This is a genomic window from Bacillus sp. EA-CB0995 (assembly GCF_055814245.1).
This window is the reverse complement of record NZ_CP169269.1, coordinates 3,479,558-3,493,162: the sequence shown is the minus strand read 5'-3', so window position 1 is coordinate 3,493,162 and position 13,605 is coordinate 3,479,558. Positions and strand designations below refer to the sequence as shown.

12 protein-coding genes, 5 pseudogenes and 1 riboswitch are annotated in these 13,605 nt (G+C 35.0%); of the genes and pseudogenes, 12 read left to right on the top strand and 5 right to left on the bottom strand.

The window, feature by feature from the left end; translation table 11 throughout:
- Positions 1 to 13: 13 nt before the first annotated feature.
- Positions 14 to 639 (top strand): annotated as a pseudogene (gene cbpA, locus ACEWFJ_RS18060) (cyclic di-AMP binding protein CbpA).
- Positions 640 to 665: 26 nt separating this feature from the next.
- On the opposite strand, the pseudogene ACEWFJ_RS18055 reads toward cbpA, so the two are convergent.
- Positions 666 to 1,437 (bottom strand): annotated as a pseudogene (locus ACEWFJ_RS18055) (divergent polysaccharide deacetylase family protein).
- 495 nt (positions 1,438 to 1,932) lie between these two features.
- Between ACEWFJ_RS18055 and ACEWFJ_RS18050 the strand changes: the two are divergent.
- Complete coding sequence (locus ACEWFJ_RS18050; protein WP_473689414.1) at positions 1,933 to 2,214, top strand: Spo0E family sporulation regulatory protein-aspartic acid phosphatase; 282 nt, start codon at positions 1,933 to 1,935, stop codon at positions 2,212 to 2,214.
- 25 nt (positions 2,215 to 2,239) lie between these two features.
- Here ACEWFJ_RS18050 and ACEWFJ_RS18045 read toward each other — a convergent pair.
- Positions 2,240 to 3,735: pseudogene (locus tag ACEWFJ_RS18045) on the bottom strand (ATP-binding protein).
- A 171-nt stretch (positions 3,736 to 3,906) separates the two neighbouring features.
- Here ACEWFJ_RS18045 and ACEWFJ_RS18040 point away from each other — a divergent pair.
- From ACEWFJ_RS18040 to ACEWFJ_RS18025, 4 genes are all read left to right on the top strand, one after another.
- A complete protein-coding gene (locus ACEWFJ_RS18040) occupies positions 3,907 to 4,353 on the top strand; it encodes a MarR family winged helix-turn-helix transcriptional regulator (RefSeq protein WP_473689413.1) in 447 nt (148 codons plus the stop codon).
- A gap of 264 nt (positions 4,354 to 4,617) precedes the next feature.
- Positions 4,618 to 6,312, top strand: a complete 1,695-nt coding sequence (locus ACEWFJ_RS18035) for a M3 family oligoendopeptidase (protein WP_473689412.1) — start codon at positions 4,618 to 4,620, stop codon at positions 6,310 to 6,312.
- Between the two features lie 140 nt (positions 6,313 to 6,452).
- Positions 6,453 to 6,986 carry a DinB family protein gene (locus ACEWFJ_RS18030; protein WP_098309569.1) on the top strand — a complete coding sequence of 178 codons (534 nt, stop codon included), beginning with the start codon at positions 6,453 to 6,455 and terminating at the stop codon, positions 6,984 to 6,986.
- A 185-nt stretch (positions 6,987 to 7,171) separates the two neighbouring features.
- Positions 7,172 to 7,288, top strand: coding sequence for a DUF6254 family protein (locus ACEWFJ_RS18025; protein ID WP_098309568.1), 117 nt, complete (start codon positions 7,172 to 7,174; stop codon positions 7,286 to 7,288).
- Positions 7,289 to 7,298: 10 nt separating this feature from the next.
- On the opposite strand, the pseudogene ACEWFJ_RS18020 reads toward ACEWFJ_RS18025, so the two are convergent.
- A pseudogene (locus tag ACEWFJ_RS18020) lies at positions 7,299 to 8,506 on the bottom strand (ATP-binding protein).
- Positions 8,507 to 8,740: 234 nt separating this feature from the next.
- Positions 8,741 to 8,784: riboswitch (PreQ1 riboswitch) on the top strand.
- 93 nt (positions 8,785 to 8,877) lie between these two features.
- Between ACEWFJ_RS18020 and queC the strand changes: the two are divergent.
- Genes queC through queF form a run of 4 tightly spaced genes read left to right on the top strand, consistent with a single transcriptional unit; the run spans position 8,878 to position 11,270 of the window.
- On the top strand, positions 8,878 to 9,540 hold the full coding sequence (gene queC, locus ACEWFJ_RS18015; protein ID WP_098309567.1) for a 7-cyano-7-deazaguanine synthase QueC: 663 nt from the start codon (positions 8,878 to 8,880) through the stop codon (positions 9,538 to 9,540).
- Positions 9,540 to 10,034: a 6-carboxytetrahydropterin synthase QueD gene (gene queD, locus ACEWFJ_RS18010; protein ID WP_429717473.1), complete on the top strand. Its 495-nt coding sequence runs from the start codon at positions 9,540 to 9,542 to the stop codon at positions 10,032 to 10,034. Before queC ends, queD begins: the two co-directional genes overlap by 1 nt.
- Positions 10,027 to 10,743, top strand: coding sequence for a 7-carboxy-7-deazaguanine synthase QueE (gene queE, locus ACEWFJ_RS18005; protein WP_473689411.1), 717 nt, complete (start codon positions 10,027 to 10,029; stop codon positions 10,741 to 10,743). The genes queD and queE overlap by 8 nt, the downstream gene beginning before the upstream one ends.
- A 29-nt stretch (positions 10,744 to 10,772) precedes the next feature.
- The gene (queF, locus tag ACEWFJ_RS18000) at positions 10,773 to 11,270 is read left to right on the top strand and encodes a preQ(1) synthase (protein WP_098309564.1); all 498 of its coding nucleotides are present in this window, start codon (positions 10,773 to 10,775) and stop codon (positions 11,268 to 11,270) included.
- 45 nt (positions 11,271 to 11,315) lie between these two features.
- Here queF and ACEWFJ_RS17995 read toward each other — a convergent pair whose 3' ends face one another.
- Complete coding sequence (locus tag ACEWFJ_RS17995) at positions 11,316 to 11,501, bottom strand: YkvS family protein (protein WP_098309563.1); 186 nt, start codon at positions 11,499 to 11,501, stop codon at positions 11,316 to 11,318.
- A 252-nt stretch (positions 11,502 to 11,753) separates the two neighbouring features.
- Here ACEWFJ_RS17995 and ACEWFJ_RS17990 point away from each other — a divergent pair, with 252 nt between their 5' ends.
- Both ACEWFJ_RS17990 and ACEWFJ_RS17985 read left to right on the top strand, forming a co-directional pair.
- On the top strand, positions 11,754 to 11,912 hold the full coding sequence (locus ACEWFJ_RS17990; RefSeq protein ID WP_098309562.1) for a hypothetical protein: 159 nt from the start codon (positions 11,754 to 11,756) through the stop codon (positions 11,910 to 11,912).
- 58 nt (positions 11,913 to 11,970) lie between these two features.
- Complete coding sequence (locus ACEWFJ_RS17985) at positions 11,971 to 12,570, top strand: histidine phosphatase family protein (RefSeq protein ID WP_473689410.1); 600 nt, start codon at positions 11,971 to 11,973, stop codon at positions 12,568 to 12,570.
- Between the two features lie 58 nt (positions 12,571 to 12,628).
- Here ACEWFJ_RS17985 and ACEWFJ_RS17980 read toward each other — a convergent pair.
- Positions 12,629 to 13,599, bottom strand: a pseudogene (locus ACEWFJ_RS17980) (RNA-guided endonuclease InsQ/TnpB family protein); the annotation flags it as partial.
- Between the last annotated feature and the right edge of the window lie 6 nt (positions 13,600 to 13,605).

Genomic DNA, 13,605 nt, shown 5'->3' with positions numbered 1-13,605 from the left:
GGAGGAACGTATTTTGCGAGTTAAATATCATTTTCTTCCGAAGCAACAAGTTGTGACTTGCTCTGAGAGTGAAGATGCGGAGCGGGCGTTAGAGATAATGGATTGTAGCGGATATAGAGCGATTCCTGTTTTAACAGAAGATAGTAAGACTTTCAAGGGTATTGTTTATAAAGTAGATATGCTAGAGAATAAATGTAGGGAGAAAGAGGGAAGAAAAGAAAGTATTTCTGAGCTAATGGAAAATGAGCAAGCATTTATTTTTGAACGTGATTCGTTCTTTCGAGCTTTTTATACAATTCGTAGACTGCCATTTCTAGCTGTACTAAATGATTACCATGAGTTTGTTGGTATTTTAACACATTCTAATATTTTTGATGTGATCGAAGACTCATTTGGAATGAATACGGGTGGGTATATATTAACGTTAGCGACGCATGAATCTAAAGGAATCATTAAAGAGCTTGGCACATTATTAAAGTCTTATAATATCGGTGGTTTATTTACGTTAGATAATGGTGATCAATATATAAGGCGTGTTATTGTTAATCTTACAGAGGATTTGGATGAAAAAGAGCTAGAAACATTAGTGGCGAGATTAGAAAAAAAGGTTTTCGAGTTAGTCATGTAGACCGTATTTAGAAATAGAGAGAGGCAGAAGCCTCTCTCTATTTTTGTGAAGAAACAGGTGGTGCTGGTGATACAAGATCAGATAAGAAGATGAAATCAGCCTTTTCTTGAATTTTTGGAATATAAGATCGGATGACGGAAGAGGTAATTTCACCTGGTGGTCCAACATGACCAATAGCTATCATAATAGGTTCTTTTTCCACTTTTTTCAATAGAGAATTTGCTTGTTTTGTTACGTGAGCAGAAGTATATACATCATCAAAAAATAGTTTGTTTTCTACAGTTGGTACACCAATTTCTTCAGCAATTTTTTTACAACGCTGTTCGGACTTGTCTTACTATCTAAATAAAAGAGACCATGTTCTTTACAAACTGATAGTATAATACGCATGACCCTTTCATCAGCAGTTGCTTTTGACCCCATATGATTATTCATTCCAATTGCAAATGGAACTTCTTCAATTGCTTGTTTGACACGACTTCTAATTTCATCATCACTTAAGTCTGTTGTAATAGCTTTTGGACCAAGCCACTCTTTTTTCCTTTTACAGGCTCCATTGGCATATGGATAATAATTTCGTGTCCTTTTTGATGAGCTGACGTTGCATCTTGTTTTGTAGATGGAAGAAATGGCATAACTGCAACGGTTAACGGGATAGGAAGAGCTAACATTTTTTCTGTTCCCTTCATATTATTTCCAAAGTCATCAATGACAATCGCTACTTTATTTGTATGAGCGTAGGTCGGTACAGAAAAAGTTATGATTGGCAGTAGTGCCGTAAGTAAAAAGATAACAACATATTTTCGCATGTAAGATTCTCCCTTCTTAATAATACAAAACACCCATCAATAGACGAGAGATTGTCCATTTTCGGTTTAAATGAATAGGATGAAACTACCATTAGTAGATGGTAGACCCATCTATATTCTTTAATTCCTCATAATCTTGAGATGGGGTGATTGTTTGTTAATGCGAGATAAAATGATAATCTACGGTTATCGTTTGCGTTTTGAAGTAATTTAATCGCACAAAATGTCGAAAATGTAATTGTAAAAAAGAGGAAAAACTATAATTAAGAGAGATTTTAGCTAAAATAAAACAAAAAAAATGTCTATTATTGCGAATGTATTTACAAAGATAGAATAATTTGTAATAATTCTCAAGGTGAGGATAAAGATTTGTAAATAACAGGGATAAAATGTTTAATTTTCTGAATGTTCGCATTTGATGGGCGGAGAAACAAAAAATTCCATTTTAAATAAGAAGGGAATACAGATTACGGAAGAATATCGAGGAGGATACGTATGTTTGTAGCAAAACGGAAATCTACAATGGACAAGCTTTTGTGCGATATTAATGTGAAGCGAGAAGAAATGATTCATTTAGGGCTTACAAATGGACTTAATAGCATAGAGACAATTCAAGTAAGTCAGGAATTGGACATGCTTATTATGAAATATCAACGTTACAAAGAGAGTAAAGTATCGAAATGGCTTTTAATGTTAAAAACGCCATTTTTAAAAACGTCATATAATGTGAAATCGAATGTGTTTTGGAGAATGTTTATTACAGCATTTATGAAATAATCATCCCCGTATAAAAAAGGGATGATTACGGTGAATGGAGCGGGAGTATAATGCATACAGTTGTTCCTGTATGTTCTTTACTTTTAATCGTAATTTGACCATTATACATTTCAACGATTCTTTTACATACGACAAGTCCTAGTCCTGTTCCTGTATCTTTGTTTGTAAAAAATGGATGGAAAATATGTTTTTGGATGTGTTCTGGAATTCCTTTCCCTGTGTCTATAATACGTAATTGAGCTATATTTCCACTTGCTTCGGCTGTAATTGTCAATGTATCACCTAATGACATTGCCTCAAAAGCATTTTTTGTAATATTTAAAATAACTTGTTTGATATGATCATTTGAGCAACGAATAAGAATTGGATTTTCTGGCATATGTATGGAAATTTGAACATTATGTAAATTTGCCTCAGATTGAATAATTAACGAAACTTCTTTTACAATGTCTCTTAAATCATATGTTTTTTCAATAATAGCGGTTGGTTTTCCAAGGATAAGGAATTCACTGGCAATTTCATTAATCCTCTCAATTTCTTGTTCAATAACTGAGAAATAAAACTGGTCTTGTTCATTTGTATGTTTTTCTTTTAAAAGAGCAACAAGTCCTTTAATGCCTGTAAGAGGATTGCGGATTTCGTGAGCTGTACTTGCAGCAAAAGAGCCAACTAATTCCAGTTTTTGTACTTCATTTTGTTTTCTTTCCAATTTTGTTTGTCTTTTCAGAAGCATATACTTTATAACTAAAAATAAAATATTCATAAGAAATAATGTTATTAAAAATTCCGTAAAGACGTTCCGATATAGAACGGTTTGTTGAATAGGTAACGGATAAATAGAGACGCTCCACGGTAATCTTGTTAATGGAACAGTAATTTTTTTTGTGTTTTTTTGAGCAAATTTGTGATCATCATCTTGTAAAAATGAAATTCCCTGCTTATCAAGTACTTCAAAATGGTATTTTGGTTTGATTGCATTTAAAGATGCTGCAATATAGTCAAATCGTAAACTTGCTACGAGGAGTCCAGAAACATCTTTGTTCTTATAGAGAACAGGAGTAGCAATCACAATGACTTGATGTCCAGAAACACGATCAGTAAGTGCAGGTGAAACCGTTGTCTGTTTATTTTTCAAAGTTTCTTGTGCATAAGAACGATCGGCGATATCAATATTTGTTTTTAAACTGGATGATGCTACTGTAATTTTAAAATCTGTATTCGCATAATACAGACCAGAAAAGCGAGGGTCTCTTTCATCTGCATTCTGTAGGACTTGTTGTATTTGATTATTATCGTTCGCATTTGCGCTAATAACCATGGCAAGCATTTCTAATGCAGATGTTGCTTCTCCTAGATAACGATCTAAATGGTCTCTATATAAAAATACGACTGTATGAGCTGCCTGTTCATTTTCGCGCTGCATTGTATATTTGTGATATAAAAAAAGAGAGCGCTAATACAAAGGGTTGGCAATATAACAAATAAAATATATAAAAAAGTGGTGCGTAGTTTTACGTTCAAAATTGCTAACTCCTTTTTTTATTTTCATTATATATAAACATTCTTTAATATGCAGTGTTTTTATATTCTTTTTATTATTTTTTACTGTAATGTATTTAAACCAGACGGTGTTTTTGAAATTCGATATAATATCATTATTTGAAAAGAAATTTAGTAAAGGATTGAAGAGCTATGACGTCTCAGTATGAAAAAGAAGATATTTCCAAATCATTGAAAGTATTTATCGCTTTATCGCGCGTACACCGTTCGGTTATGGATATTGCCAATAAATCTATTCAAAGTAACGGGCTAAATCCAACAGAGTTTGCAGTGCTAGAACTGTTATATCATAAGGGAGATCAACCGTTGCAACAAATTGGAGAAAGAATTTTAATTGCAAGCGGTAGTATTACGTATGTTGTTGATAAATTAGAGAAAAAAGGACTTGTAGAGCGAAAGCCTTGTCCAAATGATCGGCGTGTAATTTATGCTCATTTAACAGAATCAGGGATACAATTGATTTCCAATATTTTTCCGAATCATGAAAAAGTCATACATGAATCATTTCATATGTTAAAAAAGGATGAGAAAGATCAACTATTAACGTTGTTAAAGAAGATAGGGAAATATGAGGAATAATAAAAGTTTTTGTAAGCTTTGAATGCACAGTTCAAAGTTTTTTTATTTTGCGGACAGTAAGCCCTCCGCTGATGGTTAGTTGAACATTATTTCTTACTTAATGGACAGTATTATGGAATTTTCAATGTATCTCAAGTTTGAAATTAAAATGTATGAATTTTAAAATGCGTGTAGGATGAATTTTGCTGATGAATAAAGGTGATTTGCAAAATATATGGAATAATAGTACGAGAATGCTTTTAAGAAGAGAAAGGAGCTATTTGTATGTCATTTGAGAGTTATGAATACAAACGTCCAAATATGGACGAAGTGAAAGAAAGATTTACCGAAACTTTGCAGCAATTCAAGAATGCAAAAACAGCGGCAGAACAAAAGGTAGTGATTGCACATATTAATGCAATTCGCAATGATTTCAGCACTATGTATAACGTATGTTATATTCGTCACAGTATAGATACGACAGATGAATTCTATAAAGAAGAACAAGATTTCTTTGATGAGTATTCTCCAATTGTGAAAGGGTATGTGACAAAGTATTACGAGGCATTAACACAATCCCCATTTCGAAAACAATTAGAAGAATATTATGGTACGCAGCTTTTTGCACTTGCAGAGGCTGAAATGAAGACATATTCTGATGACGTGGTAGCAGATTTACAGTTAGAAAATAAATTATCTTCTCAATATACACAGTTATTAGCGGCAGCTAAAATTTTGTTTGAAGGAGAAGAGCGAACATTATCACAACTTGTTCCGTTTATGGAGCACACAGATCGTAATATGCGTAAACAAGCAAGTGAGGCATATTATGGTTTTTTAGCAGGGCATGAGGAAGAGTTAGACCGTATTTATGATGAACTTGTAAAAGTAAGAACGGCAATTGCGAAGAAACTGGGCTTTAACAATTTTGTAGAGCTTGGATATGCAAGAATGTATCGTACTGACTATAATGCAGAGATGGTTGCAAATTTCCGTAAGCAAGTGCTTGATTACATTGTTCCTGTTGCAACAGAACTTAGACAAAGGCAACAGGCGCGCATTGGGGTAGAGAAACTTGCGTATTATGATGAGAATTTTGAATACGCATCTGGTAACGCTGTACCAAAAGGTGATGCGGATTGGATTGTGAACCACGGCAAAACAATGTATAGAGAACTATCAGAAGAAACAAATGAATTTTTTAACTTTATGTTAGAAAATAATTTACTTGATCTTGTAGCGAAAAAAGGAAAAGCTGGCGGAGGCTATTGTACATATATTGAAAACTATAAAGCACCTTTTATTTTCTCAAATTTTAACGGAACGTCTGGTGACATTGATGTGTTAACGCACGAAGCAGGACATGCTTTCCAAGTATATGAAAGCCGCCATTATGAAATTCCAGAGTATAATTGGCCGACATATGAGGCATGTGAAATTCATTCGATGAGCATGGAGTTTTTCACATGGCCGTGGATGAAATTATTCTTTGAAGAAGATACGGAGAAATATTACTTCTCACACTTAAGTTCGGCTTTACTATTTTTACCATATGGTGTATCTGTTGATGAATTCCAGCATTTTGTATATGAACATCCAGAAGCATCACCAGCTGAGCGTAAAGTAGCTTGGCGTGAGATTGAAAGAAAGTACTTACCGCACCGTGACTATGAAGAAAATGATTATTTAGAGCGCGGAGGCTTTTGGCAACGTCAAGCGCATATTTATAATTCGCCATTTTATTATATTGATTATACGTTAGCGCAAATTTGTGCGCTTCAATTTTGGAAACGCTCTAGAGAGAATCGTCAAGAAGCATGGGGAGATTATGTTCATCTTTGCCGTCAAGGCGGAAGTAAATCATTCTTACAATTAGTTGAAACGGCAAATTTAACTTCTCCATTTGCTGATGGATGTGTGAAGGGTGTTATCGATGAAATTCATGCGTGGTTAGATGGAGTAGATGACACAAAATTGTAAAAAATATACACTGTTTTTTATGAATTTGCAATCGACACATGTTTGGAAAAATGAGATAATAAAAGAAAATTTAGAATAATTTAAAAAGAGGTGTTTCTTTAGAAGAAGCGCCTCTTTTTAACCAAATAGGAGGGAGAAATATGGTGCAATCTTATGCAAATATGAACATGGAGACGTTATTACGAGGAATGTCGTCTACAAGACAGATGCTTTTATCAGAAATCGAAATGTTAACAGATACAGAAATTAATACGAAACCGCGCCGTGATAAATGGAGCATTATGCAAGTTTTACATCACCTTCACCTTAGTGAACAATCTGTTACATCCGCAATTGTATATGCACTTCATAAAAACGAAAGAAAAGTTGTTCCACTACAAGACCTTCAAGTTACACTCGATCGAACAAGAAAGAGAGAAGCCCCTCAGCAAATGCAACCAACAGAAACGTTAATGAAAAAAGCACAAATGATTCAATTGCTGCAAAGTTCAAGAGAAAAGCTTTTGCATGTTCTTCATAGTATTGTTAATGAAAAAGAACTATTTGAAAAATCGCTCAAACACCCTATATTTGATGAGCTTAATTTATATCAATGGGTACAATTTTTAGATTTACATGAACAACGTCATCTTACACAGTTAAAAGAAGCGAAACATTCAATTTTGCAAAGATAAAGTGAAACTTCCATCAGTAGATTCAATAGCTGATGGAAGTTTTTTTATGAATGATTCAGAGTACTTGCAGGCGACATGCACCACTGTTGTTTCAATTGCCATGAATTTTCTATCACTTCACGTATGTATATTCCTACTTTATATGTTGGAACATATATAAGGACATCTTAAAAGGAGTTGAGATAATGGGAAATAAAAAGAAGGAGCAAGAACGACAATGGAAAGCGCGAAAAGAACATCAGCAGCCACATGGGAAAGTGAAGACTTTTGCAGAGCTTGTGGATGAAACGAAAAAACCGTGATGCAGTTGCATCACGGTTTTTCTGTTAAAGGAAATGTAAGAAGGAAAGATGTTCCAACATTTTTCTTGCTAGAGATATCAATTTTTCCGTTCATTGCTTTTATAACGCTAAACACAACCATCATTCCAAGACCTGTACCCTTTTCTTTTGTAGAGTAAAAAGGAGAACCGAGGCGTTTTACTTGTTCGTTGTTCATACCAATTCCGGTATCTTGAATATGTAATTGGATGTGTTTATGAGCGGGTGTTAAGGTAAATGTAAGGTCTCCGCCGTTTGGCATCGCTTCAATGCAATTTTTTACAATGTTTAAAAGACATTGATTAAGCTTTTGTTTTTCTCCCGTTATGTAAAATATTTTACTTTGTTTCGTATAATGAATACGAACGTTAGAAAGGTTCGCTAATGGTGTCATGAGCATAAGAGCATGAAGTAATTCTTCTTCTAACTGTAACGTTTGTATTTTTTCAATACTTGGTTTTGCGAATGTTAAATAGTCTGTTAATACATGGTTGGCTTGATCAATACCGTGTATAGCGATGTCTAAGTACAACAGTTTGTCTTGTTCTGAATAGTTTTTTGATTGTAGCAATTGAAGAAATCCTCTCGTTGATGTAAGAGGGTTTCGGATTTCATGTGAGATTGAAGCAGCCATCTCACCAATCAATTGAAATTTCTCAGCATTTACAAGTTCTTTTGCAAGACGAACTTGCGATTGTAATACGTCCATTAAGTATAAAATTAAAATAGTTCCTATGATTGCGCATAATTCGTATGTAATGATATAAGGTATATAGTTCGTTGGATTTGGAGCCATAGATAGAAAATAAGGAATCCAAACTATGCCAAAAATCAGGCAGTAAAAAAAGCTAAATACATTTTTGGTCTTATTTTTCCTTTTATATATGTTTTGTATGTTGCAATAAGAGAAATGTACAAAGCGATAGATGCTATGAAAGAAGGCAGGGCACCGCTCCCGCCAATAAAAAAACGATAAAGATTCATAACACTAAAAATTATACCACCTGCTACTGGGCCACCAGATAATGTTCCGACAATTAGCACGATATGCCGGAAGTCGAATTGAAATCCAAAGTCAACTTTTGCAGCAAATGACATACAGAGAATAGTGGTAATGCTGCAAGAGAGGACAAACACAAATGAATTGAGCTTCGGAGAGTGATTTCCTTTTTCGCTCCAAAATAAATGATAAATTAACATTGTAACTAGAATAAACAATATATTTAAGAAGAGGTACATAATAAAAACCTTCAGCTATAAAACCTCCTTGTTGTGAGAAGTGAAAGATGCGACATCTAAAATTATCATACTATTAATATGAAAGAAAATGAAATGTTATTTTTAGAAAAAATAGAAAAAACAGACGTTTCCCACTCATACACACGCTATGTTACAATGAAAGATGCAAATTGAAGAAGACAGTCCATGCATAGCATGGGAGAGGTTCGCGAACTCCCTCTATAAAAAACTAAGGAGAGAACAATATTCTTTATATATTGTTTTGTTTTTTAGTATGACAGTTCAAGAACGCTCTTTCTTCTTGTAATCGAAAAAAGAGGAGAATGAGTGAAATGAAGAAGGAAAAAGCAGTTGTTGTTTTTAGTGGCGGTCAAGATAGTACAACATGTTTATTTTGGGCGCTTGAACAGTTTGAAGAAGTAGAAACAGTGACGTTTAATTATAATCAGCGCCATAAACTTGAAATTGACTGTGCGGCTGAAATCGCAAAAGAACTAGGTGTGAAGCATACCGTACTTGATATGAGCTTGTTAAATCAGCTTGCTCCTAATGCGTTAACGCGTACAGATATGGAAATTACACATGAAGATGGTGAGCTGCCGTCGACATTTGTGGATGGACGTAACTTATTGTTCTTATCGTTTGCAGCTGTGTTAGCTAAACAAGTAGGAGCGCGTCATATCGTAACAGGCGTGTGTGAAACAGATTTTAGCGGGTATCCAGATTGCCGTGATGTGTTTGTGAAATCGTTAAATGTTACATTGAATTTATCAATGGATTATCCATTCGTTATTCATACACCGCTTATGTGGATTGATAAAGCAGAAACGTGGAAATTGGCAGATGAACTTGGGGCATTTGAGTTTGTCCGTGAAAAAACGTTAACGTGTTATAACGGGATTATTGGTGATGGTTGCGGTGAATGTCCAGCGTGTCAGCTTCGTAAAGCAGGACTTGATAAATATGTACAAGAGCGTAAAGGAGCGAAAGCATAATGACACAAGACTTCTTTGGATTTCGCATTGTTGAAAATCTACAAAAAATCGATCAAGACATTGATCGTAAGCAACTAAAGTATCATAATAAGCGCGTTATGGTTAGTAAAGAATTTACGTTTGATGCTGCACATCATCTACACTGTTATGAAGGGAAATGTAAAAACCTTCATGGACATACGTATAAAGTAATTTTCGGAATTAGTGGTTATGTCAATGAAATTGGCCTAGCGATTGATTTTGGTGATATAAAAGAAATTTGGAAAAATGAAATTGAAATATATTTAGATCATCGTTACTTAAATGAAACACTTCCAGCAATGAATACAACTGCTGAAAATATGGTTGTATGGATTTTTGAGAAAATGGAAGAGGCGCTAACAAAAGGTGATCGACAAAGTGAATATAAAGGAGCGCGTGTTGAGTTTGTGCGCTTATTTGAAACACCAACAAGTTATGCAGAAGTAAGACGGGAGTGGATGATGGGTGAGTAACATTCCTGTGTTAGAGATTTTCGGGCCGACAATTCAAGGAGAAGGAATGGTTGTTGGACAAAAAACAATGTTTGTTCGCACGGCAGGTTGTGATTATAGCTGTGCATGGTGTGATTCTGCGTTTACATGGGACGGTTCTGCGAAAGAGCAAATTCGTCAAATGTCGCCAGAAGAAATTTTTTCTGAGCTGGTGCAAATTGGTGGTGAAAATTTCTCGCATGTAACGATTTCAGGTGGGAATCCAGCGTTGTTGAAACATTTAGGAGAATTGATTTCTTTACTAAAAAAGAAAGGGATTCGTACAGCAATTGAAACGCAAGGAAGTAAATGGCAAGATTGGTTACTTCATATAGATGAGGTAACAATTTCACCAAAGCCACCGAGTTCAAAGATGACAACGGATTTTGTTATGTTGGATTCAATCATTGATAAGCTAGAAGGAAAGGAATTTAGTTTAAAAGTGGTTGTATTTGACGATCAAGATTTTGTATATGCAAAAGAGGTGCATGAACGTTATCCGCACGTTCCGTTCTTCTTACAAGTTGGAAATGATGATACGCAGACGACAGACGATGCATCGTTAATTCAACGTCTGCTTACAAAATATGAATGGCTCATTGATAAAGCAGTACAATGTAAGGAAATGAATGACGCGAAAGTATTGCCGCAACTTCACGCTTTAGTGTGGGGCAATAAACGCGGTGTATAATTACTGTATGAATGAAGGGAGATTTTAAGATGGCTGGAAGACAAGATGAAGATTTGAAAGATGTAACATTACTGGGAAATCAAAATACAAAATATTTATTTGAATATAGCCCGGAAATTTTAGAAACGTTTGATAATAATCACCCGAACCGTGATTATTTTGTAAAATTTAATTGTCCGGAGTTTACAAGCTTATGCCCGAAAACGGGACAACCAGATTTTGCGACAATTTACATTAGCTACATTCCAGAGCAAAAAATGGTGGAGAGTAAATCGTTAAAGTTATATTTATTTAGTTTCCGCAATCATGGAGATTTTCATGAAGATTGTATGAATGTAATTATGAATGACTTAATTAAACTAATGGACCCTCGCTACATTGAAGTATGGGGTAAATTTACACCCCGTGGTGGTATTTCTATTGATCCATATTGTAACTACGGACGTCCTGGTACAAAATATGAAAAAATGGCTGAATATCGTTTAATGAATCATGATCTATATCCAGAAACAGTAGATAATCGCTAAAGAAAGAAGAGGCAGCTTTGTAGGCTGCCTCTTTTTTCTAGTATTCTATGCATGTTGCGTAATAATTGTATAGTTTTTATGATTGACAACAGTAAGCGGTTCCATATCTAACTCTCTAAAATTATCCATAATTGTTATATCTACAATAACAGAGTTTTTATTTACTTTTTGAACGCGCCCTTGTAAACCGTCTTTGAATTCAATGATATCTCCAGCTTCTGCGATTTTCATAAGCAACTCTCCTTGTTACATTTTTACGAAAAAGAGAACAAGATTCGTTCTTTTTGTATTTTTCTTTATTTTGAACGATATTTCATCTTTTGTAAATGTTTCCATGAAAATTTTTTGAAAAAAATACTAATTTTTCACAAGAAATTCATAGTAGGAAACTCATATTCATAATTGTAACATGTATGTAAGAAACTCATATTCATAATTGTAACATGAGTATATGGGAGTATAATGAAACGGGGGGGCGATAAAATGGCACTTGAGATTGTGGGGAGCTTGATAGCTATTCTTTTATTTCTGTTTGCATATACGAAATTAAAAATGATTCGAGAACATGAAACATACATATACTATGAGGGAGTTGATAGTGTATCTTCTTTTTCTAGTCATGAAGATGGGAGCACTGAATGAGACCTGTATGGATTTGTAATAATATAATGTGAAGCATGTTGAACGGAGAGTGAGAAAGATGCAAATTTCTTTCATAAGTCATGGACGCTCTAGTGTTCACAAAAAAGCGATTACAGTACGAGAATTTCAAGAATGGCTGCAAAGATATGAAGATGAAGATATTATGAGAGACACAGACATTCCAAGTAAAACGCTCGAAGTGATTGAAGCCTCCAAGTTTATAGTGGCAAGTGATCAAAAAAGCGCTGTTCAATCAGCAACAATGTTGACTAACAATATTACTTTTATTCAGAATCCACTTTTTCGCGAAGCTGCTATTCCTTCTATTTTACCTGTACCAAGATGGATGAAATATAAACCGAATGTATGGATGTTTTTAGGTCGCGCATTTTGGATGGTCGGTTATTCGAAGGATGTTGAATCATACTTAGAAGTACAAAAAAGAGCGAAGCAAGCAGCGGATGTATTGATCGGATATGCAAATGTATATCAGCGAGTTGCTCTTATTGGACATAGTTATTTTAATACGATGATTGGTAAGGAGCTGCGTGCTCGAGGATGGCATGGACCGCTGCTGTTTCAGACGAAACCGTGGGGGTGTACAATTTATACTTTTCACGAAGTAAGAGAAGGAAATGTATTTGTAACGTATACATGAAAACTCCCGCCACTTATCTCCTTCGGATCTTGAAGTGGGGGTTTCTCGTGTATCACCTTCAAGAGATGCTTAACACGAGTGGAGTTGACACAGCTGCTTGATGGCACAACCCCTCTATTCCATCGGCAAATGCCTTTGGAACTGCTTTTTTAAGATGTTATAGGAACCATTCACATCTGCGTTCAGTAGTTTATTCTCTTTCGTACGATACAAGCCACGTTTGATACGTTTTCCACTGAATACAGGGATGTCTTCCTCACCGTAAGTGGGGATATCATCATTGTCTAGAAAGGATGCCTTGCTTGTATACGATTCTTCCACGACTTGTACAGTAATACCCTGTCGATTCGCCTTATATGTGATCATTTCAATGAGTAGATTATGTGGAATATGGCAAAAGGATTGATTCTGTCGTTTCCCCATCTCACTGTTTTGCTTCTATGATGTATTTTTCCCAATCACAATCATAGAGATCTCATGTTGAATTGCGACATGAACAATATGATAACTGATTTTGTGAAAGAAATCTTTTATCATGAGAAACCGTTTCTCATGAAGCCTCTCTAAACGCTTGGATGTGTGTGGTCCTTCTTTTGGTTCTTTTCCATGACGAAGAATCCCAAGCAAATGTGCCTTTTGCTTGTTGTAGTATTGATTGATGCTTTTGATGACATTGCCCTTTACTAACACATGAGTAGCCCCTGTATTCGTTGTGATAGTTGCAATGTTATTGATCCCTAAGTCAATACTCATATAACGATTGTTGTCAACATGCCCAGGTGCTAGTTCGGACTGTTCTGTCACAATTTCCACTTTAAACTTCCCATAAACAGGAGAAACACGTACCTCTTTCAGATTGCCAATCCGCCCAAACAGTTTACCAATATTTAATTTTATGCTTGTTTTTGGAAAACGAATGTATTTATCTTGGAGTTTACACACTTGATTCGTGAAAACAATTTCTTTCATAGATGATTTGATATATTTTGGAATACGAGGTCTGCCCGTAAAAGTGGAAGGATGTTTCTTGCCCAT